The organism is Maritalea sp. (assembly GCF_051251695.1).
GTDB lineage: Bacteria > Pseudomonadota > Alphaproteobacteria > Rhizobiales > Devosiaceae > Maritalea.
In genome coordinates this window covers 92,905-117,710 of record NZ_JBPOEU010000006.1, presented here as the reverse complement: position 1 = coordinate 117,710, position 24,806 = coordinate 92,905, and the positions used below count along the sequence as shown (strand labels likewise).

Annotated in this window: 25 protein-coding genes; 11 read left to right on the top strand and 14 right to left on the bottom strand. The window is 48.8% G+C overall.

Features of this window, described 5'->3' with window-relative positions; genetic code table 11:
- The first annotated feature begins 37 nt into the window (after window positions 1–37).
- A complete protein-coding gene (locus ACSHWX_RS05010) occupies window positions 38–1,105 on the top strand; it encodes an ornithine cyclodeaminase (RefSeq protein WP_435667091.1) in 1,068 nt (355 codons plus the stop codon).
- 7 nt (window positions 1,106–1,112) lie between these two features.
- Window positions 1,113–2,048: a citrulline utilization hydrolase CtlX gene (gene ctlX, locus ACSHWX_RS05005; RefSeq protein WP_435667090.1), complete on the top strand. Its 936-nt coding sequence runs from the start codon at window positions 1,113–1,115 to the stop codon at window positions 2,046–2,048.
- 44 nt (window positions 2,049–2,092) lie between these two features.
- Here ctlX and ACSHWX_RS05000 read toward each other — a convergent pair whose 3' ends face one another.
- Entirely contained in the window at window positions 2,093–2,764 is a 672-nt protein-coding gene (locus tag ACSHWX_RS05000) for a glutathione S-transferase family protein (protein WP_435667089.1), read from the bottom strand.
- 81 nt (window positions 2,765–2,845) lie between these two features.
- On the opposite strand from ACSHWX_RS05000, the gene ACSHWX_RS04995 reads away from it, so the two are divergent.
- Window positions 2,846–3,301: a MarR family winged helix-turn-helix transcriptional regulator gene (locus ACSHWX_RS04995; protein WP_435667088.1), complete on the top strand. Its 456-nt coding sequence runs from the start codon at window positions 2,846–2,848 to the stop codon at window positions 3,299–3,301.
- Window positions 3,298–3,813, top strand: a complete 516-nt coding sequence (locus tag ACSHWX_RS04990; protein WP_435667087.1) for a flagellar protein FlaR — start codon at window positions 3,298–3,300, stop codon at window positions 3,811–3,813. The genes ACSHWX_RS04995 and ACSHWX_RS04990 overlap by 4 nt, the downstream gene beginning before the upstream one ends.
- A 45-nt stretch (window positions 3,814–3,858) precedes the next feature.
- On the opposite strand, the gene ACSHWX_RS04985 is transcribed toward ACSHWX_RS04990, so the two are convergent.
- The gene (locus tag ACSHWX_RS04985) at window positions 3,859–5,046 is read right to left on the bottom strand and encodes an aromatic amino acid transaminase (RefSeq protein ID WP_435667086.1); all 1,188 of its coding nucleotides are present in this window, start codon (window positions 5,044–5,046) and stop codon (window positions 3,859–3,861) included.
- Window positions 5,047–5,194: 148 nt separating this feature from the next.
- On the opposite strand from ACSHWX_RS04985, the gene ACSHWX_RS04980 reads away from it, so the two are divergent.
- Both ACSHWX_RS04980 and ACSHWX_RS04975 read left to right on the top strand, forming a co-directional pair.
- Window positions 5,195–6,028, top strand: a complete 834-nt coding sequence (locus tag ACSHWX_RS04980) for an FG-GAP repeat domain-containing protein (RefSeq protein ID WP_435667085.1) — start codon at window positions 5,195–5,197, stop codon at window positions 6,026–6,028.
- Between the two features lie 125 nt (window positions 6,029–6,153).
- A complete protein-coding gene (locus ACSHWX_RS04975) occupies window positions 6,154–7,323 on the top strand; it encodes a M20 aminoacylase family protein (RefSeq protein WP_435667084.1) in 1,170 nt (389 codons plus the stop codon).
- A gap of 75 nt (window positions 7,324–7,398) precedes the next feature.
- On the opposite strand, the gene ACSHWX_RS04970 is transcribed toward ACSHWX_RS04975, so the two are convergent.
- The 7 genes from ACSHWX_RS04970 to ACSHWX_RS04940 all read right to left on the bottom strand — a co-directional run bounded on the left by ACSHWX_RS04970 (window position 7,399) and on the right by ACSHWX_RS04940 (window position 14,873).
- The gene (locus ACSHWX_RS04970) at window positions 7,399–8,328 is read right to left on the bottom strand and encodes a 2-hydroxyacid dehydrogenase (RefSeq protein ID WP_435667083.1); all 930 of its coding nucleotides are present in this window, start codon (window positions 8,326–8,328) and stop codon (window positions 7,399–7,401) included.
- The gene (locus ACSHWX_RS04965) at window positions 8,325–9,257 is read right to left on the bottom strand and encodes an AEC family transporter (protein ID WP_435667082.1); all 933 of its coding nucleotides are present in this window, start codon (window positions 9,255–9,257) and stop codon (window positions 8,325–8,327) included. The genes ACSHWX_RS04970 and ACSHWX_RS04965 overlap by 4 nt, the downstream gene beginning before the upstream one ends.
- A gap of 101 nt (window positions 9,258–9,358) precedes the next feature.
- Window positions 9,359–10,807 carry a M81 family metallopeptidase gene (locus tag ACSHWX_RS04960; RefSeq protein WP_435667081.1) on the bottom strand — a complete coding sequence of 483 codons (1,449 nt, stop codon included), beginning with the start codon at window positions 10,805–10,807 and terminating at the stop codon, window positions 9,359–9,361.
- Between the two features lie 11 nt (window positions 10,808–10,818).
- Complete coding sequence (locus ACSHWX_RS04955) at window positions 10,819–12,735, bottom strand: beta-N-acetylhexosaminidase (protein ID WP_435667080.1); 1,917 nt, start codon at window positions 12,733–12,735, stop codon at window positions 10,819–10,821.
- Between the two features lie 59 nt (window positions 12,736–12,794).
- Entirely contained in the window at window positions 12,795–13,574 is a 780-nt protein-coding gene (locus ACSHWX_RS04950; RefSeq protein ID WP_435667079.1) for an SDR family oxidoreductase, read from the bottom strand.
- Window positions 13,575–13,597: 23 nt separating this feature from the next.
- The gene (locus ACSHWX_RS04945) at window positions 13,598–14,464 is read right to left on the bottom strand and encodes a MurR/RpiR family transcriptional regulator (RefSeq protein WP_435667078.1); all 867 of its coding nucleotides are present in this window, start codon (window positions 14,462–14,464) and stop codon (window positions 13,598–13,600) included.
- 10 nt (window positions 14,465–14,474) lie between these two features.
- Window positions 14,475–14,873, bottom strand: a complete 399-nt coding sequence (locus tag ACSHWX_RS04940; protein WP_435667077.1) for a RidA family protein — start codon at window positions 14,871–14,873, stop codon at window positions 14,475–14,477.
- A gap of 109 nt (window positions 14,874–14,982) precedes the next feature.
- Between ACSHWX_RS04940 and ACSHWX_RS04935 the strand changes: the two genes are divergently transcribed.
- The 5 genes from ACSHWX_RS04935 to ACSHWX_RS04915 all read left to right on the top strand — a co-directional run bounded on the left by ACSHWX_RS04935 (window position 14,983) and on the right by ACSHWX_RS04915 (window position 19,152).
- On the top strand, window positions 14,983–15,468 hold the full coding sequence (locus ACSHWX_RS04935) for a hypothetical protein (protein WP_435667076.1): 486 nt from the start codon (window positions 14,983–14,985) through the stop codon (window positions 15,466–15,468).
- 12 nt (window positions 15,469–15,480) lie between these two features.
- On the top strand, window positions 15,481–16,968 hold the full coding sequence (locus tag ACSHWX_RS04930; RefSeq protein WP_435667075.1) for a M81 family metallopeptidase: 1,488 nt from the start codon (window positions 15,481–15,483) through the stop codon (window positions 16,966–16,968).
- Window positions 16,969–17,014: 46 nt separating this feature from the next.
- Entirely contained in the window at window positions 17,015–18,082 is a 1,068-nt protein-coding gene (locus ACSHWX_RS04925; protein ID WP_435667074.1) for a D-TA family PLP-dependent enzyme, read from the top strand.
- Window positions 18,083–18,226: 144 nt separating this feature from the next.
- Window positions 18,227–18,613 (top strand): nuclear transport factor 2 family protein, encoded by a 387-nt coding sequence (locus tag ACSHWX_RS04920; protein ID WP_435667073.1) that lies wholly within the window; start codon window positions 18,227–18,229, stop codon window positions 18,611–18,613.
- A 113-nt stretch (window positions 18,614–18,726) separates the two neighbouring features.
- Window positions 18,727–19,152, top strand: a complete 426-nt coding sequence (locus tag ACSHWX_RS04915; protein ID WP_435667072.1) for a hypothetical protein — start codon at window positions 18,727–18,729, stop codon at window positions 19,150–19,152.
- Between the two features lie 125 nt (window positions 19,153–19,277).
- Here the strand turns inward: ACSHWX_RS04915 and ACSHWX_RS04910 are convergent, their stop codons facing one another.
- From ACSHWX_RS04910 to ACSHWX_RS04890, 5 genes are all read right to left on the bottom strand, one after another.
- Window positions 19,278–20,402, bottom strand: a complete 1,125-nt coding sequence (locus tag ACSHWX_RS04910; RefSeq protein ID WP_435667071.1) for an ABC transporter ATP-binding protein — start codon at window positions 20,400–20,402, stop codon at window positions 19,278–19,280.
- Between the two features lie 74 nt (window positions 20,403–20,476).
- A complete protein-coding gene (locus tag ACSHWX_RS04905; protein ID WP_435667070.1) occupies window positions 20,477–21,685 on the bottom strand; it encodes an ABC transporter substrate-binding protein in 1,209 nt (402 codons plus the stop codon).
- A gap of 40 nt (window positions 21,686–21,725) precedes the next feature.
- The gene (locus ACSHWX_RS04900; RefSeq protein WP_435667069.1) at window positions 21,726–22,568 is read right to left on the bottom strand and encodes a carbohydrate ABC transporter permease; all 843 of its coding nucleotides are present in this window, start codon (window positions 22,566–22,568) and stop codon (window positions 21,726–21,728) included.
- Window positions 22,558–23,454, bottom strand: a complete 897-nt coding sequence (locus tag ACSHWX_RS04895) for a carbohydrate ABC transporter permease (protein WP_435667068.1) — start codon at window positions 23,452–23,454, stop codon at window positions 22,558–22,560. The genes ACSHWX_RS04900 and ACSHWX_RS04895 overlap by 11 nt, the downstream gene beginning before the upstream one ends.
- Window positions 23,455–24,651, bottom strand: a complete 1,197-nt coding sequence (locus ACSHWX_RS04890; RefSeq protein WP_435667131.1) for a Gfo/Idh/MocA family protein — start codon at window positions 24,649–24,651, stop codon at window positions 23,455–23,457.
- Window positions 24,652–24,806 lie beyond the last annotated feature (155 nt).

Here is a 24,806-nt window from a genome sequence, read left to right as displayed (position 1 = left end):
GCTGCGCGAGCACAACCAAAGCTAAGGCCCTAGATCGATGAAATTTGCACCGAATTCGCTGAACATCGTCCCCTTCGTTAGTGTCGATCACATGATGAAGATTGTCCTGTCTATCGGCGTTGAAGAAATGCTTGAGGGCATTGCTCAATATGTTGAGGATGATTTTAAGCGGTGGGAACTTTTCGACAAAACACCGCGTGTGCCATCGCATTCTGAAAAAGGCGTAATTGAACTGATGCCGACCAGCGACGGTGAAGTTTATGGATTTAAATATGTGAACGGGCACCCTGCCAACACCAAAGAAGGCCTGCAAACGGTAACGGCTTTTGGCATGTTGGCAGATGTTGCAACTGGCTACCCGGTTCTTCTGTCCGAAATGACCATTTTGACGGCCCTGCGCACGGCGGCCACTTCGGCGGTTGCAGCGAAGCATCTGGCGGCAAAAGGCGCGGATACGATGGCACTGATCGGCAATGGCGCGCAGTCAGAATTCCAAGCGTTGGCGTTTAAAACCATTTTGGGCATTAACGAGGTTCGCCTTTACGATATTGACTCGGCAGCGACTGAAAAATGCGCCCGTAACTTGGCGGGCCGTGGGTTGAAAGTGGTGAGCTGTACGTCTTCCGAGGAAGCCTTGGAAGGCGCGCAAGTCGTTACGACTTGTACAGCGGACAAGCAATATGCGACCATTTTGACCGACAATATGGTTGGCTCTGGTTTGCACATCAATGCGATTGGCGGCGATTGCCCGGGCAAGACAGAATTGCACAAAGACATTTTGCTGCGTTCAAGCATTTTCGTTGAATATCCGCCACAAACCCGCATTGAAGGCGAAATTCAGCAGTTAGACGATGACCATCCGGTTACCGAGCTTTGGGAAGTGATTACTGGCAAAGCGAAAGGCCGCACGAGCGAGGGTCAAATCACACTATTTGACGGTGTTGGTTTTGCGACTGAGGACTTTTCGGCCCTTCGTTATTTGCGCGACAAATATAAGGCAACAGGGTTTTATGAAGACCTTGATATGATCGCCGACCCAGATGATCCACGCGACTTGTTCGGCATGGTTCAACGTGCGGCAAAGCCACAGCAGGCGGCAGTCTAACATGTTAATGAAGCGACGCAGTGCCCAGGCGCCAAATGCCATTGTGATGGTGCGTCCGCACCATTTCCACCCGAACACTGAAACGGCGGCTGACAACAAGTTTCAGTCGACGTCACAGGCGCGGGGAAACGTAGATCTGGCTAAATTGGCGTTTAACGAAGTGACGCAGGCTGTTGCAAAGTTGGAAACCTACGGCGTGCGCGTTCATTTGTTTGATGATGAGAGCAAAGACACCCCGGACAGCGTGTTTCCCAACAATTGGTTTTCCACCCATCCGGGCGGTCACGTTGCGATTTATCCCATGTACGCGACAAGTCGGCGAAAAGAGCGCCGCGCAGACGTCATTGAAAAACTAAAACGCTGCTATCGTGTGCAAGAAATCGTCGACTATTCTGGGCTAGAGCCGGATGGGATTTTTCTTGAAGGCACAGGCGCGATGGTGCTGGACCATATCGAGCGCGTTGCCTATGCGGTGCGTTCGCATCGGCTCGACCCGATTGCACTTGAGCGCTTTTGCACTCATTTTGGCTATGAGCCGATGGTTTTTGATGCCAAAGATGCTGCGGGCGATGACATTTATCACACCAATGTGCTGATGTGCATTGCGACAGAATTTGTGCTGATTTCTACTGGTATGATTGTCGACCCCATACGGCGCAAAGAAATTGTTGAACGATTTGAACAATCTGGCCGTCATGTGATTGACCTTACGCCCGATCAAATTGCTAGCTTTTTGGGTAATGCGATTGAGCTTACTGGTACTGATGGCAATCTTTTGGTTTTATCAAAAACCGCCCATGACGCGTTGACACCAGCGCAGAAAAGACGGATCGAAAAAAGCGCAAAATTATTGCCTTTGTCGGTGCCTACAATTGAGATGGCTGGCGGCTCGGTGCGCTGCATGATCGCGGGCATTCATTTAACACCGCGCAATAAGGCCTAAAGTTTTTCGAATTTGGCGGGAGCAATGCCCCCGCCTCAATTTCTTTAGGCCGCTATTTGATCATTTACGAATGACGCAAGGTGGCCTTGTTTTTTCTTGATGAAGCTCAAAAGCTGATCTGAATAGTCAGTCGGTGCCGCGTCGACTACGCTCTGGCGGGCCAAAACTTTATTGTGCCATGTGCGCAACTTTTCAGATGTTTGGTAAAAATCAAAATCACCCAGCGTTTCAATTGTTTGTATATAGCGGAAAACTGTTCCCCATACGCCGTCTACCAAATGGAACTGGTCGCCAGCGAAAAATGGGCCTTTAACCTGTTCTGCGACGCGGGCGAACTTTTCAACAACAGCAAGGCGTTTTTCTTCAAACTCCTCTGCCGTTTTGACCGTATATAGGCCCAAAATCGAAGACAATGTTTGCGATGCAAATCCGATCCATGCGCGGTGACGTGCTTTTTGAAGCAGGTCGGTTGGATGGAGAGAACCTGCTGTGACCTCGTCTAAATACTCAGCGATCACTTGGCTTTCAAACAATACTTCTTCATCAGCCTTTAGCACTGGGACCTTACCTAAAGGCGAGAGTTTTAGGAACCAATCTGGCTTGTTTGCCAAATCGATATCAACCCGTTCAAACGGCACGTTTTTTTCCGCAAGCACAATTAGGGCGCGTTGAACGTAAGGGCAAAGTGGAAAGCTGATGAGTTTATAGTTTGGCATTTCGATCTCCAGTTACATGCAATTGCATCTAAATAACATATAGAAGTTGAAAGTCAATGCAGTTGCATCTATATTCGCTGTATGATGATACCAAGTGAAACAACCCAAATAGCGTGGGCGCGACTGTTTTGTTCCCGCACAATTGCCCATGAATCGGTCGAAGCGACCCTTAAAGAAGCAGGTCTGCCGCCGGTGACGTGGTACGATGTGCTGTGGGAATTGGAACGATCAAATAAATCGGGTCAACGTGCCTGCGACCTGCAGTCCAGAATGTTGATGCCCCAATATGGCATTTCGCGTTTGATCAACAAGCTCGAGTCGGAAGGCCTGATCGCCCGGCAAGACTGTGCTGAAGATGGACGAGGACAGATTGTGAGCATCACCCAGAAAGGGCTCGATTTGCGCAAAAAGATGTGGAGCGTTTATGGTCCTGCCATTGAAAATGCGATGGGTGCAAAATTGTCGGATGAAGAAACCAAGCAATTGGCAACTCTACTGGGAAAGCTAACAAGCTCGGGCACCGGACGTGAAAAATGACAAAAGTTAGCGTAATCGGCAATGCAGGTGGCGGCAAATCGACAATCTGCCAAGCGATCGCAAAAGCACATCACCTGCCCTTTTATTCCGTCGATAAATTACAATGGCAACCGGGATGGGTGCCAACACCAGCCCAAGAGTTTAATGCCCAGCATCAAGAGATTATAAGTTCTGAGCGGTGGTTGCTTGACGGCTATGGGCCATGGGCAACAGTAGTCGAGCGTTTAGATGCAGCAGATACAATTGTGTTAATCGACCATCCGATTTGGGTGCATTATTGGTGGGCAACTAAACGGCAGATCAAGTCGATATTTGTTGGTCGAGCCGACGGGCCAGATGGCTGCCCCATGTTGCCGGTAACGTTTAAATTGTTTGCCATGATGTGGGAACTACATAAAGAAATGCGACCCAAGCTCATCAGCGAAATTCAAAAACACGCCTCGACTAAGCGGATTATTCATATCCGCTCGCCACGCGAGCTAAATGCGTTTGCGCAAAGTCTTGCAAACTAAAACGGGGCCCGAAGGCCCCGCAAATTTCGTGTAATTTAGTTTCGCTTAGTCGCGAGCAAGTTCTGCCAAAGCGTCGGCGAAGATGTCGATTTTATCAACACCCAAACCAGCAATATTCATGCGTGAATTGCCAACCATATAAACACCATGGTCTTTTTTCAGTTTGGCAACTTGTTCAGGTGAAATACCAATAAGCGAGAACATACCGCGGTGCTGAGCGATGAAATCATAATCAGCACTGTTTGAACGTTTACGCATGGCTTCCGCCAGGTTTTCGCGAATGGTCACCATGTGGTTGCGCACGTCGGTTAGTTCAGCTTCCCATTCTGCGCGTAAGGATTTGTCGTTCAAAATGATGCGAACGATTTCAGCGCCATGATCTGGTGGCATGGAGTAGTTTGCACGGGCCGCGCCCAACAGTTGGGAAAATGTAATTTTTGCTGTTTGTTCATCGCGTCCGATGATCATCGCACAACCAACGCGTTCGCGATAAAGGCCAAAGTTCTTCGAGCAAGAAGCCGCGACTGCCATTTCAGGTAATATCGCTGTTAGTTTGCGCAAGCCATATGCGTCTTCTTCAAGCCCGTCGCCAAACCCGAGATAAGCGATATCGACAAGCACAAAAACGCCAGCCTTTTGGATGATATCCGTCAAGATATCCCACTGATCGTTGGTTAGGTTTGCGCCTGTTGGATTATGGCAACAGCCATGGAGCAACAGGATGTCGTCGCTGGTCATGTTTTTGACCGCAGCGCACATATCGTCAAAACGAACATTGCGCTTTTCAGCATCAAAATAGGGGTAGCTTGCTGTTTTAAGACCAGCCGCTTCCATTAAAGGAATATGGTTTGGCCAAGTTGGGTCTGAAATGTAAACGGTTGCGCCGGGTTTAGCGATGTTGAGCAAGTCAGCGATTAGACGCAACGCGCCGGTGCCACCGGGCGCTTGAGCCGCACGTACGCGGTCCCGTGAAATACTGTCACCTAACAGCAAATCAACCATCGCTTCGTTAAAACCAACATTGCCGGCCATGCCAACATAGGTCTTGGTCGTTTGGTCTTTCACCCGTTTGGCTTCCGCCTTTTGCACTGCTGTCATGATCGGCGTGTTGCCGGTTGCGTCTTTATAAACGCCGACGCCAAGATCGATCTTATTGTCGCGCTCGTCTGCTGCAAATTCTGCGATCAGCGCGATGATTTTATCTTCAGGTGCGGGTGATAGTTTTTCAAACATGACCTAATTCCGAGTTTTAAGAAGTTGTGCCAAGATTAGCACAACATTGGTGTTAACCAGCGCATCTGTAACAAGCAAGTGATTTGCATGCGATTTTAGTTCAATAAAGACTGGAAATGTTCGACCAATTGATCAGGAAATCCACCACATGTTTCATCTAAAGCTCATCGCGATTTTGTTTTTAGCGGTTTTTCACGTCAGCGCGTCCCTCGCCCAGTCTCCCGCGCCGTTGCAAAATAGTTTTGTGGCAAAGGGTGAAAAACAAATTGCCAAAGCATGGCTCGCCAACCCCACCACCCGCTACCAACATTTTGTTTTGGGTAACCGGTTTGAAGCATCAAGCATTGTTGTTGAATTGAAGGGCGGACAAAAACATCAATACGATTTACCGACGGATCTGGTGTTTGAGGACAGGCATCTTCGGTTGGCGGATCTTGATCAAGATGGGACCGATGAAATTGTTGTGGTGATGAGCTCCAGCAGAAAAGGGGCGGCTCTTGCGGTTTTTAGCGCAGACGCAAATGGTGTTAAACTAAAAGCCCAAACGCCACATATAGGACTTGCCTTTCGTTGGTTGAACCCTGCGGGAATTGCAGACTTTGATGGCGACGGGCAGTTGGAAATTGCCTTGGTGCAAAAACCTCACTTGACGAAACGGCTAGAGTTTTGGCGGTTGACTTCAAACGGCTTGAAGCAAGTTGCTGCCATGCCGGGTTTTTCCAACCACCGAAACGGTTCGCGCAATCAATTGATGAGCGCAATATATGACGTCAACAAGGATGGTGTTGATGATTTGATTATCCCAAGCGGCGACCGACGTTCAATTGTTGCCCTCACTTTGTCACCTAAATCAACTGTGCTCAAAAGCTGGGAAGCTGGCGGTCCGGTTGATGGGGATTTTGATTTACGCGTTTCCGGTCCTACCCCACAACTGATTGTAACACTGGCAAATGGGGTGAAGCGGACAATTGAGCTAGACTAAGTCGTCTATTGTCAGACATTTTCTCTTTCCAAGAGAATTTAGATGGTGCACAATAATGGTCCAACCATTTTTGATGACCGAGCCAAACCGATCACAAACCATAATAATAATTCAGGGAGAATATTGTGCCAATTATCAACCGTATTGCCGAATTTCATGACGAGATTACAGCGTGGCGGCGCGATCTGCACGAGAACCCAGAAATTCTTTATGAAGTTCACCGCACAGCGGGCAAAGTTGAAGAACTTTTGAAAAGCTTTGGTTGTGACGAAGTTGTTCCCGGCATCGGCCAAACTGGTGTGGTCGGCATTATCAAAGGCAACAATACCGGTTCTGGACGTGTTATTGGGCTACGCGCCGATATGGATGCATTGCCGATTTTGGAAAAAACCGACCTGCCCCACGCTTCAAAGACTGCAGGCGCAATGCATGCTTGTGGCCACGACGGCCACACAGCCATGTTGTTGGGCGCGGCAAAGTATTTGGCTGAAACGCGCAATTTTGATGGCACCGTGGCTGTTATCTTCCAGCCAGCCGAAGAAGGCGGCGCAGGCGGCAAAGCCATGGTTGACGATGGGATGATGGAACGTTTCGGCATTGAAGAAGTGTTCGGTATGCACAATTTCCCCGGCATTCCCGTTGGCCAGTTTGCTATTCGTGAAGGCGGCATTATGGCGGCGGCAGACCAATGGACAGTGACGGTAACGGGCGTTGATTCACACGCAGCGATGCCTCATCTTTCAGTTGACCCAATTGTAATTTCTGCCCATATCATCACCGCGTTCCAAACCATTGTTGCGCGAAATGTTGACCCGATCCAATCGGCGGTGCTTTCAACCACTAAGATCAATGGCGGCTCAGCGTTCAATATTATTCCGATGAATGTTGAAATTTGCGGTACGGTGCGCGCGCTTGATCCTGATGTTCGCCAACTTGTGAAGTCACGTTTGATTTCAACGGCGGAAAGCATTGCGGCAAGTTTTGGTGGATCGGCGAAAGTTAATTATCACGATGGCTATCCGGTGACCATGAATGCGCCAAAACAAACAGCCTTTGCTGCAGGCATTGCGCAAAACTTGGTTGGTGAAGATCGTGTTGAAACAAATGTTGCGCCAACAATGGGCGGCGAAGACTTTTCGTTCATGGCAAACGCGCGCCCGGGTGCTTTCATTATGATTGGCAATGGTGACACCGCCGGATTGCATCAAGACACTTATGACTTTAACGACGATGTTATTCCATACGGCTCGTCATATTGGGCACAATTGGTCGAAACGGCCATGCCTGCGAGCTAATCTAAGAATCGAATTTCCTGACCTATATACGGTCACTTGCCCCGCCTTTGTGCGGGGCCTTTTTTTTGCGATATTTTATTGCACCGGGTCGAGCAGTTCGCCGCGTTCAAAAAACGCTTCAAGATTTTCTACAACTTGCGAACTCATTTGTGCGCGGGTTTTGCGGGTGGCACTACCATTGTGAGGCGACAAGATTACATTGTCCAAATCGCGCAAAGCTTGAGGCACTTCTGGTTCACCGTCAAACACATCAAGGGCCGCGCCACGCAGCCCGTTGTTGGCAAGTAGTTCGATGAGCGCTTGCTGGTCGACCATGTTCCCACGAGCGATATTGACCAGACAACCTTTGGCGCCCAAAGCTTCCAACACGTCTCGCGTGATGATCTTATTGGTTTCGTTTCCGCCGGGCGCGATAATGACCAACCAATCGACATTTTTGGCCATCTCGATCAGGCTGTCGAAATAGCGGTAGGGCTGATCTGTCTGATGCGTACGACCATGATAGGAAACGTCCATATCAAATGCGACACAACGTTTGGCAATTTCCTTGCCGATCCGCCCCAACCCCAAAATGCCAACCGAAGCTTCTGCCAATTGGGCGGTTAGAGGCACGCTGCCCTCTTGCGCCCAACGGCCCGCTTTCACATAATTATGGTAGGCAGGAATATTGCGGGCAAGTGAGATCATCAACCCTAACGTCAATTCGGCAACGGCAGGGCTAAGCCGATTTGGTGTGTTGGTGACGTGGATGTTTTTCGCATGGGCTGCTTTCACATCCACATTGTCATAGCCGACGCCATAATTGGCGATGATCTTCAGGTTTGGCAGATTTTCAATCAGGTTGGCATCAACTTTGCCTCCCGTCATACCCACAATTTTTTGCCCGTGTTCGGCTAAGAAGGCAGCCCTGTCATCGGCCTCATATAGCCTGAAAAGCTGAAACCTTTCTTCCAGCAGTTTAAGACAATCGTTGGGTACTTTGCCGTTGAGCAAGATATTTTTCATGATAAAAACCAAAGCCAGAATGAAATTGAAAAGATAGAAATGAGCGTCGACAGCAGCACGGTGCTGGTGGCCACATCCAACGCACGATTGTAATAGGTGGCAAATATATAGGCGTTGATGCCCGAAGGCATGGCCGCCAACAATATGACAGCGCGTGAAATCTCATGTGGCACCTTAAGGATTGGCACCAAGATCACCCACGCAAGAAATGGATGCATAAGCGTTTTAATAGCGGACATTGCGGCAGCCGGCAGCACGGCCTTTTTGAGGCTATATTGGGTCAAAGCGGCGCCAAGACCAAACAACGCGGTGGGCAAAACCGCCGCAACCATCATGTTTGTCGCGTCATCCAGCACTTTAGGCAAGGCAAGGCCGCTTAGATTTAAGGTTACGCCGCAAGCGATGCCGATCAGCAATGGGTTCGAAACGATGCGCTTAAACGCATCCCAAATCGCGGTGGTCAACGGGCGACCGTCGCGGCGCGACAATTCCATTGTGAGCATGCCGATGGTCATCATGGTTGGGGCGTGAAAGCCAATTATCAGGAATATCGTGGGCAAAGCCTCCACACCATATGCACGCTGAATGATCGGAATGCCCAACAGAACAGTGTTGGTGAAAAGAGCGGAAAAGCCCACAGCCACCGATTGGCCGGGTTGGTATTTGAAAACCACACGCGCCAAGAAAATGCCGAGCACAAATCCTGATATACCAGCGATATAGAACGGCGCGATGATTTTGGGATCAAGTGCAGTTGCAAAGTCTAAAGTGAGCATCGCCCGAAAAAGCAACATCGGGGCAGCGAAATTGTTGGTGAAGGCGATCAGAGCGCTGATGCCGCCGCTCGGGAAGATATTCAACTTTACCGCCATGTAACCGATCAACACAATCACAAAAACCGGGGCGATAACGTCAATCACGAAATACATAGAGGAATTAGCTTTCTCGTACCCTGCCGCAAGGATACGACGCAATAGGCGGGAATGTTGAAAGCATATTCTCCCCCATCGTTGGGGTCAATTAGCTCGTTCTATTTTGGCGCACGCGCAGAAAAATGGCTCACTGGCGTGTAGTCAAAACTTTCCTCGAACGGATAACTTGGCTTTGGCCTATTTTGATTTTGCAGCCTTGGGATATCCTGATTTACCGCACCGTCGGTCAATGCCATGAGATTTGGATTTGCGATTTTGGTCATCGCTGGAGAAATATAACCGCACTTGATCACCACCAATTTCTCATTGGCTAAATCTATGCCGAGGGGCTCCACATTTTCTGGTTCGTGAAAAGTATAGCGCTGATCTGAAATGACGATCCGCAACCCGTTGCAATTCAGCAAAGCAATTTGATTGCCGCGCTTATTGTCGGTCGCCAGTTTTTCAATTCTGACATGGCCGTGCCAAGGTTTTGAACGTGTAGGATCAAGCGTTGCGCCAATCCAAATGTCAGTGAATTGGCCCTCACCCAACCCAATACATTGGCGCACCGCTGGTGCGTCGGCAATCCCGATGATCAGCGCGTCTTTGATGTTGTTGTGCGCACAATGTGCAAGTACACATGCCCGATCCCCAACACCGCCACCACCGGGATTGTCGCCAGAATCTGTTAAAATGACGGGTGATGTGCCACACGTTTTTGCAATTTCAAGCATCTCATCCAAGGGACCGGTAATAGGGCCAAACTTAAAATCCTGCCGCGCATCGAAATAGCTACGCGCAATGTTTTCAACCTGTTGCGCAACGGCCTTCCGGTCAGTGCCGGTGACAACTGCAGCAGCGTTGGCGCGTTCAACATCTGCCCAAACATACCCCACCATTAGTGACGCATCCAAAATGCCATCAACCTTGTCGATGTCCCACAATTGGCCATAGAGCGACTTCGCAGGTTCATCAACGGTGCTGGTGCGTTCGCCGGGCAACAAAACTGGAATGGGTGCCCAACCGGTGAAATACTTCTCTCCCGTATCAATCGCATTGATCAGGTGATTGAGTGCCCGTTCCATCGTTTCTTGCGTGTCAATGTGAGGCGCATGGCGAAAGGCGGTGAATATATCGATTTGGTCAATGATTTTTTGACTGAGATTGCCATGTAGATCAAATGAAACTGAAATCGGGCAATGTGGTCCGACCAGCTTACGCGCAGCTTCGATCCAGTCTCCTTCGGCATCAACCATGCCTTCAACATGCACGGCCCCGTGCATCGCGAGATACAAACCGTCAATTGGCGCTTCTGAAATCGCCAATTCTAGCTTCATCAAAAACTCAGTTTTAAACTGGACGTATGTGGCGCGCGAAACGGCTCCGCCAGGCGTTGACCGTGCATGAATGAGCGGCACAATCGTTGCTTCCGATTGAGGCAAAAAATTGAAGAAATCGGAGATGAAAAGGTCCCGCCCGCGCAGGACCTTAAAATCATTAACGCTTTGCAGCACACTTGTGTATGTGCTGCATTCGGTATGTAAACCACCTACTGCAATTCGCATGATTAGACCACTTACAGGCGTGGTAGGTAGCGAGATTGTGCTGCAAAACGCAGCCAATCTTTGTTCTCAGGCAAAGTCCAACCTGCTTCGGCGATCGCACTCAGCCGAGGGAAAACCATGTGGTTGAACAGTTCTTTTGAAATCAGGTGCTCTGACCAAATACAAGCCTGAACGCCTTTCAAACGGTCTTTTAACTCCTCAGGGAAATCGCCCGCTGCTTCATATTCATAGGTCGTTTGAGGGGACGCGGTCCCAGCCCAACTCGCACCAGGCTCCTGCCATTCTTCTGACTGCGCCATATCAAGATAATAGGCTTGCCCTGGCGTCATCACGACGTCATAGCCTTGCTCGGCCAATGTGATGCCAACTTCGGGTTTTTGCCAAGCAAAGAGCAATGTTCCGCCCTCTTTCTCGATGCCGCCGCCGTGGGAAACTTCATCCCAACCGCCAACAATCTTGCCTTTTTTCTTGATCATTTTTTGAACTTTGCCCAAGAAATGCGCCTGAACCTGCATCGTGCCGTTTAGACGCTCTTCGTTCATCAGCTTTTCAGCGGCCGGTGACTGCATCCAAGAATTTTCATCCACTTCGTCGCCGCCAACATGGATGTATTTTGATGGGAACAAATCAGCCACTTCTTCAATTACGGTTTCAACGAACTTGTACGTTGCTGGAATTCCGGGATTAATTGCATTGTTTGGATAACCTTGGACAGAGCGATAGTTCTCTTCGGGTTCGTCCGGGTCAATCAAATCGGGCAAAGCTGTCAAAACGCATGTGCTATGGCCGGGAATGTCCAGTTCTGGCATAATCTCGACATTGATAGACTGACCGTGAGCAATTAGCTCTTTGATTTGCTCTTGAGTGTAAAACCCACCATAGGTTTCAAATCCTGAACCAAGCTGTGCGGGCATTTTTTCATTTGCGCCGCGCTTTGCGCCAGCATCGGTTAGTTCTGGGTAGGCTTTGATTTCGACACGCCAACCTTCGTCATCACTTAGGTGCCAATGCAGTATGTTGAGCTTGTTCCAAGCAAGAATGTCGATGAAACGCTTGACGCTCTCATAGGGGTAGAATTGGCGAGACACATCCAAATGCGAACCGCGCCAACCAAATCTCGGCGCATCGTTGATTTTGCCGATTTCTGGGAACTTAAATTTCGATTCGTCGGCTTTTGGTCCATTTATGATTTGAGCCAAAGACACCAAACCGTTGATCAGAGCTTTATTGGAGCTGTAACGTAGGCTGACCTGATCAGCGGCAAATTCGACACGATATTCTTCTTCAGCTAGTGCGAGGTCTTTGAACAGGTGAAGTGCCCGTCCGCCTGCAACTTCTATTAGCGAAAACGGATTTGGGAGATCGGTGAACAAGCGATCACTTAGCGCGTTCACGGTTGTGGCGGCTGCCTTCTCGGCGCGCCTCGCATCGGTCAAAACCAACGCGACAGGCGGCGTTGAAAATTGATCAATCGACACATTATTTGGCCAAGGGCTTAGTGCAAGCGGCAATTCCAATTTACCCTCTGGCACCAAAATGCCAGCGGTTTTGCTTTCGCGTCCTTCAAGGGCCATATCACCTGTCAAAACAGTGTGATGTGTGCCGTCTTTAAGAGTTATGTAGGCGCTTTTTGGGCCATCATTTCTGTGCTTTGGAATATGGGTGAGTTTTTCAAGTTCAAAGGTCCAGCTTTCGCCAGCTTTTAAGGTGAAGCCGTCTTCGGGATCAAACTCATGAAAATTGGCGAACCGACGAATGAATTTTGCGCCGTGGGTGACAAGCTTATCTGACACACGCAAGAGGGACGTATAGGCCAAGCGAAAGTCACTGATGGGCTGATCAGAAAGGTTGGTTAGTGTTAGGATCATAGACCCGTTTTCGGGGTCAGTTTCACGCCAAATGGCGTCCAGACGGAATTGTGATGTCATCTTAGATAAACTCCTCAAACGGGGTTTTTGATTGTGAACGTTGTTTTTTTACTCTGAACTTAAAAGTCAGATGATTGGGAAAAGGTACCAGCTAATTCGGCTTGGCCTGCTGTCAGGCCACAATCGACAGGCAAACAAACGCCGGTAATTGCACTTGCACTATCACTGTTCAGAAAGCTCACCGCATTGGCGATGTCTTGTGGGTCAGCCACACGCTGTAAAGGATACCAACGTTTGGCTTCTTCAAACACTTGTGGGTTTTGTTCAGCGCGTTCGTTCCACGCTTTTGTGCGCACAGTACCTGGTGCGACGGCATTTATGCGCATACCAAACTTGCCATATTCAACCGCACTAAAGCGGGTAAAATGCACAAGGGCTGCCTTCATCGCGCTGTAACCGGGGTGTCCATAAACGCCAAAACCGTTTACGGACGAAATGTTGGTGACAACACCGCCAACGCTTTTAAACTCTGCCTCTAGTGTTTTAAAACACGCAACCGCGCCTTTTAAATTGATATCAAAATCGCGCTGCCAGTTTTCGATGGTGCTTTCTTGAATAGAAGCGGCGGTTATCGCGCCTACATTATTGACCAAAGCCGTGGGTTGACCCATTTCCAATGCGAGTGCCCGCATGTTTTGCAGATCAGTTTCATCCAAAATATTGCAGGTCAACGCCTTCGCGACATGCCCTGCTTGGACTATTTTTTCAACGGTCTGAATATTGTTTGCTTCGTCGATATCCAAACACAGAACCGCAAAACCATCCTTGGCCAATTGTGCCGAAATAGATCGGCCAATGTCTCCACCAGCTCCGGTGATAATTGCAACTTTATTTGTCATTATCATTTCCTACTAAAGATTGGCTAATCGCCCAAAGGTTGACTGTCATCGCCATCGCGAAAGGTTACCAATTGACGTTTGATCCGTCGCAACGGCTCAATCGCTAAGTCTTTTCTTTTGATGGCGACAAGATGCGCAAGAATGTCAACGGCAGCCATATAGGCAAAGCGCACAGACGACGGGCGCAACACATCAACGCCTTCTTGCAAATCGATCGCTATATTGGTGTCAGATATTTCTTCGACCAAACTATTGGCTTTTGAAATCGTGATGATTGTCGCGCCATAGCCTTTTGCGGTTTCCAGCGCTCTTGCCAGCTCTCGGTTTCTGCCGGAAAGAGACAAGCCGACCACCACATCTTCTTGTGACATGGTGGACGCGGTCATCAACTGGATCAGATGATCGTTGGTTGATGAAATACGCAATCCCAACCGGAACAAACGGTTTTGAACTTCCCCAGCGAAAAATGAAGAATTGCCGCCCGATCCGAACGCATAGGTCATCTTAGCATTTACAATCGCGTTCGCAGCCGCCTCGATGGCGACCAAATCTAAACTGTCGTTTAAGCCATGCAACGCAGACTGGGCACGAGTCAAAATTGTTTCGACGACCTCTTTGGCATTTGTGGCATTTGAATGCGGCTCTTCATAGCGTTGCCCGATGAACGCGCTTTGCGCCAACCGAACTTTAAACTCAGAAAAGCTTTGGCAGCCAAGACGGCGGCAAAACCGCGTAACGGTTGGCGGCGAAACTTCGGCACGCGCAGCGAGTTCAATGATGGAGCCATTCACCGCAAACTGACGATCATCAAAAACGATGTTCGCAATCCGCTGTTCTGAACGAGAGAGCCCATCCATTTCACGCTGCAATGTGCCTAAAATATCAACCATCGGGTATGCGCTAACCCCGTGATTTTCTGGTTGCATCGAAAGCAACGCAGTCGACCTCAACTTTACAATCCACCATTAAGGCAGATTGTACACAGGCGCGCGCGGGCGGATGCTCACCAAAATAGTCTTTATACACGCCATTGAAAGACCAGAAATCGCGCGGGTCATCCAGCCAAACACCAATACGCACAATGTGCTCAGTTCCGTAACCAGCTTCGTCAAGAATGGCGAGCAGATTTTTAATTGCAACGTGGGTTTGTTCAACAATGTTGCCGCCGACAACTTCACCGTCTATCATAGCAACTTGGCCCGAAACATGCAGCCAACCGTCAGCTTCTACTGCCCGAGCGAAAGGTAGATTTTGGCCTCCTGCGCCGCTTTTTTCTGCGCCGTAACGGATAAGTGACATTGATGTTCTCCAAAGAATTTATGTAAATTATTTTCTTGTTGATTGACATATCAACAGAATTAGGCGAGTTTTTCCATAGAAAAATTGTCAAAAATGAAAATAATTTGCCATGTCATCACAATTTACAAATCCATTCCCTAAATCTGATCCCGACCGTCATGCGATTTGGGAAATGTTGGTCGACCGCGACATAACAGCATTTCTTGGCGCTGATTGGTTAATGGTTGAAAACGACTTCGCCAAAGACCGTTTTATGGGTGTTCACGGGCACAACACTGCCAATCCTGACCATTGGCGATTAGCGTTTCCGTCGCTTGATGAATATCGAGATGAGTGGTTACGCCAAGCACAAGATTTCCAAAAACAGAGCTTTAGCGACGATCCGCGCACAGCCATTTTTTCCGCGACTGTGTTGCGTGATATTGAAATCAATGGAGATCGTGCCATCGTCCATAAAAAGTTTGATGGCTTCATCACCAAAACGGACGGCACAAAGGACATTATGAACTGGCAAACAGTTTATTATTGCCACCGGGTCGATGGGTCTTGGAAGATCGCTGGCTTTAACGGCTATTTGCCCAATCCAATGGGTTAGGCCAGAACGATTATGTCCAAACGATTTTTCACCGCAGTATTGGCCACCGAATCCAACACCTTCTCGCCCATTGCGATAGATCGGCGAGGGTTTGAGGCTTCCCTATATGCGAAACCTGGTGAACATCCCGAAACCCCCACTCTTTGTTCAGCACCGCTGACCGAAGGGCGCAGTTGGGCAAAGGATCGTGGTTGGGAATGGATTGAGGGCACTGCAGCCTGGGCGGACCCGGCTGGATTGATCAACAAACAAGCGTATGAAAGCCTTCGGGACGAAATTTTGGACCAATTGCGAAACGCCATGCCAGTTGACGGCGTGGTGTTGGGATTGCACGGCGCGATGGTCGCCAATGGCTATGATGATCCAGAAGGCGATCTTTTAACTCAAGTTCGCGAAATTGTTGGGCCAGATATAATCGTTTGTTGCACGTTTGACCCGCACAGCCAGCTGACCACCAAGCGCGTTGATGCCTTAGACTTTTTTGTTGCCTTTAAAGAATTCCCGCACACCGACTTTGTTGAGCGCGCGCAAGATTTGCTGCGCATTCTTGACGAGACAATCGCGGGTAAAGTGAAGCCTTCAGTGTCAGTATTTGATTGCAAAATGATCGATGTTTTCCCGACATCATTTGAGCCTATGCGCTCATTTATTGATGACATCGTGCAAATTGAAAATACTGACACTGAAGTGCTCTCGATTTCGGTCATTCATGGATTTATGGCATCTGATGTGCCTGAAATGGGCAGTAAGCTTGTTGTTGTTACAGATAATAACTCAACGAAGGGCGACAGGCTTGCGCGGGAATTGGGACTGCAACTGTTCGCCATGCGCGGAAAAGTGATGCCAGCCCAACTGGACAAGCATGAAGCTGTTCGCTCCGCTCTTGATTTGGCGCACGACGCAGACAAGCCAGTTGTTATTACGGACGTGTGGGATAATCCGGGTGGTGGCACTGCCGGTGACGCCACGGTTATTCTGCAAAAGCTGATTGATGAGCGCGCGACCAATGTTGCTGTTGGCACCATTTGGGACCCAATTGCGGTGCAAATTTGTTTTGCTGCGGGTGAAGGGGCAACCATTCCCTTGCGGTTCGGTGCCAAATCGGCGCCTTTTACGGGCGATCCAATTGATAAAACCGTCACCATTAAAAAGCTTGTTGCAAATGCTGAACAAAAATTTGGCGATAGCTATGTGCCCATGGGCAACATCGCCACCATCGAATTTGACGGCATGGAAGTCGTGCTAAATTCAACGCGCGCGCAAAGTTTTGACAAGAGCCTATTTGTGGTTGCCGGCATTGATTATGCCGCTAAGGACATTTTGCTGATCAAATCGACAAATCATTTTTATGATTCATTTGCGCCAATCGCTGCAAAAATATTATATTGCTCCGCAGGACAGCCCTATCCAAATAATCCAGCGACCAACGATTATAAGAAAGCGCCAAAAGATATTTGGCCGATGGTTGAAGATCCGCATGGACTTTCAAACGCAAGTTAGATTATTTGCAAGGTAATTGGTTTCGCAAAAACGCTGGGTAAGCTTTATGGCACAAGATGCATCTATTTATTCACTCACCACCCCTGCGGTTTTAATCGACGAGAATATCGTCGATAAGAATATCGCACGGGTGCAAAAATACATGGATCAAGCGGGCTTAAAGGCGCGTCCACATATTAAGACGCACAAAATTCCAGAGTTTGCCAAGAAACAACTTGATGCGGGCGCAATTGGCATCACATGCCAAAAAATCTCTGAAGCGGAGATATTCGCTGACGCTGGCATCGACGACATTTTGTTGACCTTCAACATTTTGGGCGACGAGAAACTTGCGGCTCTGAAAAAACTGCACGCACGTATCAAGCTTGGTGTCGTCGCCGACAGTCAGACAACAATTGACGGTTTAGCCAAAACATTCGATTCCTCTCGACCTCTTCGCGTGCTTGTTGAGTGCGACACAGGTGGCCAACGTTGTGGTGTGCAAACACCGCAAGAGGCTGCCAAGCTAGCGAAATATATCGATGGCCAAGACGGAGTGCATTTTGGCGGGTTAATGACTTATCCGTTGCCCAATACAGAAGATGATGTCGAGACATTTTTCGCTCAAACTGCAGGTTTACTGAAAGCCGACAATATTGAATGCGAAACGTTTTCAACGGGCGGTTCACCAAGCCTGTTTGCAGCAGAGCGCTCCACCATTGCCAATGAATACCGCGCAGGAACTTACATCTACAATGACCGGTCATTGGTGCGTGCGGGGCATTGCGGCTTCGACGATTGCGCCATGCATATTTTGACAACAGTGGTTTCTCGTCCGACTGATGACCGTGCGGTACTGGACGCGGGCTCAAAGGCCCTCACCTCCGATTTGCTTGGGTTTACTGACTTTGGATATGTCGTTGATTATCCCGAAGCGGTAATCACTGGATTGTCGGAGGAACATGCGGTTGTTGATTTATCCGCTTGCACAGACAAGCCAAAGATCGGCGAGAAAATTCGGATTATTCCCAATCACACCTGTGTTGTTTCCAACCTGATGGACAATATCTACGTCCATATGGACGGTGAATTTGATCGCAAGATCGAGGTCGCAGCACGCGGTCGAGTTTGGTAGTACCGATTTGGGAATACCCTATTGGGTGCCACCGGATGAGCAGCATTGATAAACATTGGCGGATTGTTGACGAACATTGGCATTCCTGCCACTGGCGTGTTTTCATGAATTCATTGAAGTTGGCTCCAACATAGGAGCCAACACATGATCAACCATCAAGACTTGCTCGACGCTATTTCCACTTATTTAGACGCGATTTATTATTGTGACGTTGAGAAACTGGACGCGGTGTTTCACCCTGCTTCCAGTCTATTTGATGCTGACAATGGCGAAATATTCGTCGACCCAATTGCAAGCTTTCGGGCAGACGTGGCGAGTCGTCCCTCACCTGCCAGTGTGAAGCAAAAACGCAGCGATGAGATCATCACAATTGACTGGCTTTCTGAAATGAGCGCCACCGTAAAACTCCGTCTTCACGCCCATGAGAATATTTTCGCGGACCACCTTTCATTCATCCTGGGTAAAGACGGGTGGCAGATCGTTGCCAAAGTCTGGCATTTGGAAGGCACCGCAGAAATCCGAACTGAATAGGGTTAAGGCTAGGGTTGGCCCCAAGCTAATCTGGTCACCTTAGAAAAAAAGCATTGAGAAGCGCAGTTGTATGTTCTATATTTGTTCTAATTGAACAGATAGGAAATCAAAACATGACCGCCAAATCATTTGCTGCTGGTGTGAACGCACAGATCAAATTGCTTAACGCTGGCGAACCACTTGAGGCATTGGATCAATTCTTCGCATCTGACGGGGTCATGTATGCAAACGATCAGCTTTTTGCCAAAGATGGACCTGAAGCACGGTCAAAGCAGGAACGGTATATTCTTGCGGCCAAATCTATAGACGGAGCTATCGAAGATCTCGCGATTGACGAAGGCAAAGAAATTTGTGTTTTTCGCAATCTTACCTCGTTTGTCAGCGGTGATGGAGAACGGCACACAATTAATGGACTATGTTGGCAGCAATGGGCGGACGGTAAAATTGTCGAGGAGCGCTATTTTGACGGGGAGACGATGGCATCGATGATCGCAAAAGGAATATTGCAATCGCCTGATATTTTGTCTCCGCTAAGCTAACGCCCCGGCAAGGACTCGCATGTGGCGTTACAAATTTGATCGTTGTTAAAACAATAAAAGCCCCGTTCTAGAACGGGGCTTTTGGGTCGTGGGGATTTAAGTTTGAGCGTTGCTCAACACTGCCATTAGGCGGCGTCTGGCAGACCCAAGTTTGAAAGATCGATTGTGCGTTCAAACGCCTGTCCGTCCGTATCGAACAGATGGCAATCAACTGCATTTACACCGATGCTAAATTCCGCGTTTGCTTTGATTGGTGCTGTGCCTTCCTGAACGGTACAGAACACTTCTGTGTCGCCGGGTAGGTTCGCGTATGTCACGGTGTGGATGCCCAACCGCTCAACAACGTTTGCGTGAAGTTGAAGCTCAATGTCCGACTTTTTCAAGCGCGTATGCTCCGGACGGATGCCCAATGTCAGCATTTTGCCTTTAAGGTCGCCACGCGGAATAACAGGCACCGTAACTTCGCCAGCATCACCAACTTTAACGGTCACGCCGTCTTTGGTTGTTCCTGTACACTCAGCTTGAATGAAGTTCATTTTCGGGTTGCCGATAAAGCCCGCGACAAAGAGATTGTCAGGCTTGTGATAAAGCTCGAGCGGCGTGCCGACTTGAGCAATCATGCCCGCGTCTAACACCACAATCCGGTCGGCCATGGTCATAGCTTCGATCTGATCGTGGGTCACATAAATCATCGTTGCATCAAGATCATGATGCAGTTTTGTCAGTTCAACACGCATGGTCGCCCGAAGCGCCGCGTCAAGGTTAGACAATGGTTCATCGAACAAGAACACGCTTGGTTCGCGCACAATCGCCCGGCCAATGGCCACACGTTGGCGCTGACCACCAGACAACTCGCCTGGCTTATGCTGCAAGCGCGGTCCTAGCTCCAAAATATTCGCAGCGATCATTACTTTTTTGTCGACTTCTTCATTTGAGAGTTTGTCGACGCGCAATGGGAACGCGATATTTTCATAAACTGTCATGTGCGGGTAAAGCGCATAGGATTGAAACACCATGGCAATCCCGCGTTTGGCAGGTGCCAATGCATTAACGATCCGGTCGTCAATATGCACATCACCTTCGGAGATTTCTTCAAGGCCGGCGATCATGCGCAGCAAGGTCGACTTACCGCAGCCTGACGGCCCAACAAATACGATGAACTCACCATGTTTGACGTCTAATGAAACGCCTTTGATGACTTCGGCCGTACCGAAACTTTTCTTTACATTGTCGAGCTTGAGTTGACCCACGGCCGTTCTCCCCGTTCACTTAAATTTCAAGGGTGAGACCCGACCCGGATGGGCCGGATCTCACTAGGTTTTGCTTATTTGTATTCTTCAAGTGCTTCAGCAGCTTCAGCAACAGCATCAGCAGCAGTAGCTTCACCCAAGATAACGGCTTGGATTGCTTCGTTGATAACGTCCTGAAGACCAATGTAATCAGTTACGAAAGGCTCTGGACCACCTGTTGGGATTGTGTCAAGGAACGCAGACCAAGTTGGGTCTTCCGCTACCATGTCAGCAACACCAGCAACATTACGTAGTGGTGTAAGGCCAGCAGCTTGTTCGAACGCAAACTGGTTTTCTGGGTTCGTTAGGAACTTAGCCAAATCAACAGCTTGAGCTTCAACACCAGAATTTGCAAACACTGCCAATGAGTCAGTGATCAACAATGTACCAGCACCACCTTTTGGACCAGCTGGAACGCCTGTCACACCAAAGTTGATGTCAGCTAGACGAGCACGTGCCCAAGGACCATCGATATACATGCCGATGCGGCCTTCAACCATCAATGGTGTAAGTTTCGCACGGTCATAAGCAACTGGACCAGGTTGAGCAACCGTTGCCATTTTGCCGTAGAACTCAAGTGCTTCAACGTTGTTTGGTGAGTTAAATACGATCTCACCGTCTGAGTTGATCACTTCACCACCATTTGTGTACACGTAGTTCATGAACTGGTGCATGGTGTTGTCAAATGACGCAGCAGCAATACCGAAGCCATCAGCGTCAGTTTTTTCTTTAATCGCTGCGGCAGCGTTATACATTTCGTCCCAAGTCTTTGGACCAGCTTCTGGATCTAGGCCAGCAGCTTTGAACAAATCTTTGTTCCAATAAAGAGCTTTTGTTGAGAACGCACGTGGTGCACCCCAAATTTTGCCGTCTGCTGTAACTGTTCCAAGAACAGGCGCAGCGTACGTTGCTTTTTCTTCATCGGTGTAGTCAAGAGAAACGATCAAGCCGTTTGATGACAATTGCTTAAGCGTACGTGAACCCATGTAAGCAAGTGCTGGTGGGTTACCCGCAGAAGCCAAAGTCGTGGCTTTATCTTGACACTGTCCCCAAGGAACATACTCAAGATTGATTTTGTAACCTGGGTTAGCAGTTTCCCACTCAGCCATGTGAGCTTCTGCGAAATCGCCACCCCAAGTATTGTCGCCACACTGGATCATGTGCAGCATTTTGTCTTCAGCATATGCTCCAGACACAGCAGTAAGTAGTACCGCACCGCCAAGCATTAATTTTGCAAGTTTCATTGTGAACTCCCTTTTGATTGCCAAGATAGTAACATCCCTCCTACTCCTTCACCGCGCCTGCAGTTAGGCCAGCGATGATATAGCGCTGGAGGAAGATGTAGATGATCAACACTGGCAAGATGCCGACCAAACTCGCAGCCATCAACTCGTTCCAAAGAACTGTTTGACGACCAAAGAACTGATAAATACCCACAGGTAGTGGATTAAGATCGCTCGATGAATTGAACGTTAGAGCGAACAAGAACTGTTGTGCATAAGCGCCAATAAAGGTCGCAATCGCCACCACCACAATGCCGGGCATTGCGATAGGAATAATCACGCGACGCAAGATATAGAGGCGTGATGCGCCATCGACCCAAGCCGCTTCTTCCAGCTCGCGTGGAATTTTCATCAAGTAAGAACGCAGCAACCAGATACCGGTTGGGATCAAAAATGCAGCCCCTGGAATGATCATTGCCCAATAAGTGTTCAACAAGCCCAACGCGAGCATGAGTTTGAACAATGGGATAATCAGCACCGCGCCGCCAACCATGTTGATGGCAAGGAAACCGCCAAGGAACGCATCGCGTCCTTTAAACTCAAATCGCGCAAACGCCCAAGCAGCAGGAATGACCGCAAACAATGCGATGAAGGTAACCGCTGTCGCCACAAAGAAACTGTTGAACATATAGAGCCAAAGCTTAGGCACACTGTTCCACATTGTAATATAGGCGTTAAAGCTCATGCCTTCTGTGATGACTTTGTAGGGCACAGAGTTGATCTTGTTCAACGGGCGCAAGGATACGAGAAATGCTTCCACAAAAGGCGCAAGCGTGAAACTTAGGAAAATCACGATGCCGGCATAAATGCCAACTTTTTCCCACCATTTATACTTATTTATCATTGCCAATGCTCCGTTTTGCAAAGCGCGAGATCATGTAGAAATAGAACCCGGCGAATGAGGATAAGAAGATCACAATCATCACAGCACGTGCTGCGCCTTCACCATATTTGAAGCGAGAGATCGCTGTTTTGTAGGTGTCGATGATCATTGTCGTTGTTGCGTTACGTGGTCCGCCCTCGGTCAAAATCCAAATGATATCGAAAGAGTTGAATGTCCAAATTGCTGACAGTAGACCCATGGTGGCAACCGCAGGCATGATCAAAGGTAACGTGATGCGGCGGAACCGGTACATCCGGCTCGCCCCATCAACCCATGCAGCCTCATGAAGATCGGAGGAAATAGACTGCATGGCAGCAAGCAAGTAAATTGTGACCATTGGGGTGCCTACCCAAACATCGGTGACGATGGTTGAATAAAAGGCAGCGTCTCGGGTGGCCAAGAACTCAAACGGTCCCGACAAAATACCTAGATGTTGTGCAACACCAGAAATCATGCCGAATTGGCCATTATACATCCAGCGCCACATGAACACGCCAATCGCAATCGGCACAATCCAGGGTGGCATAACCAACAGGCGGAAAAATCCACGGCCCGTAATGGCAGAGTTGAGCAACATTGCCCCGGCAACGCCGACGACCATTTTGAATGTTACAGAAAGCCCCATCCAATAAAAGGTCCGCGCGATAACTTCAGGGAAGTTCTTCGCAAAGATCTTCTCGTAGTTCTCAAACCCAATATAGTTCGTTACCGGCTTCAATGATGCATCTGTGAAGGACAGCCGAACTGTTTCCGCCAAAGGCCATGCGACGATGAACAGCGTGATAATCAGCGCTGGCAGCAGAAGCAGGTATGGAAATATGTTTGGGCGTCCCCCAAGTGATTGCATTTATGCAACCTCCCCATTACGCAGGTTAAAATTGTCAAACCTTGCCCACATCGCCGTAAGGTCCAAGACCTGGCGCGAATGACGGGCTTCATCAAGTTTAATCGCTGTTAGGCCTGCTGCGAGTCCATCCAAAATGGACACAGGCAATGCAACACCATCTCTAATGTGTGCAAAAATGTCAGCGATCATTTGTTCGTCAGCTCCGTAATGGGCCGACAGATCGGATACGGCATAACTCTTATCTTCAAGCGTTTCACGCGACTTAGCGTCCGTTAGCTTAAAGAAATTTCGAATAAAGTCACCCTCTGCCATGCCTTTTGAGCCAATGACAGCAAACCGACGGAATTCATCTGGCACGTTCATGTTGGTGTGAAAACATAAGTTCTCGCCACCTTCATATTCGATAATGGCCGTTTGATAGTCGATGATATCTCCATCGCCACTGAACACTTTATCCGAACCCATCCAGCCAGACGGTTTGGATTGGTAGACAGCCACATCATTTTCAGTTTCGCGCGCCGGCACAAAGCTCTTGCGACCACCAAAACTTGCAACGCGGATCGGGCGACTTCCAACAAGACCGTTATAAAGATCGATATCGTGACAGCATTTTTCCAACATAAAGCCACCCGAATATTTCGAGTGACGACGCCAGTCACGCATGAAAAATCCACCATGATATGGCGCGATATGTTCAGCTGCCTCGATAGAAGCAATATCACCCAAAACACCTTCGTCACGCGCCTTGATCAAGTCGCGGTAAAGAGGTGCGTAGCGTAGGACAAGACCAATCATCAACTGATCTGTATTTCCGCCGTGTTTGGCCAACAAATCGAGCAACTCAAATGTGTCTGCTTCGGTCGTTACGACCGGTTTTTCGGTGAAGGTTTTCACACCAGCTTCAATAGCAATGCGGATGTGCTCGAGGTGCATGTGGTTTGGGGAACCGATCATCAATAGATCAAGATTTCCCTCTTCAATCATTTGCTCAAGACTGTCAAATTGACGGCCCGGATTGAACGACTGCAACACCGATTTATCGATGCTCAGACCTTCAACACCCTCGCCAGTAACCAATGGCAAACCAGCGGGTGATGGGTCGACATAGCCGACAAATTCCACGTCTTTTTGAGTCTGCCCAATGACCTGAGCCAAATAGCCCAGACGGTAGCCGAGCCCGACTATACCAATTCTCATCATGTGGCTGACCTCCCAAGACACAACATGTAATTTATTTTCTCATATTGTGCCATATTTTTCCCATGGTCAACGAATTTGACGTCTAAAGAAGTGAATTTATGAAATTTATTTTCATTTTCGCGGAATTTCGCAGACAGGCCCGCAAAAACCTG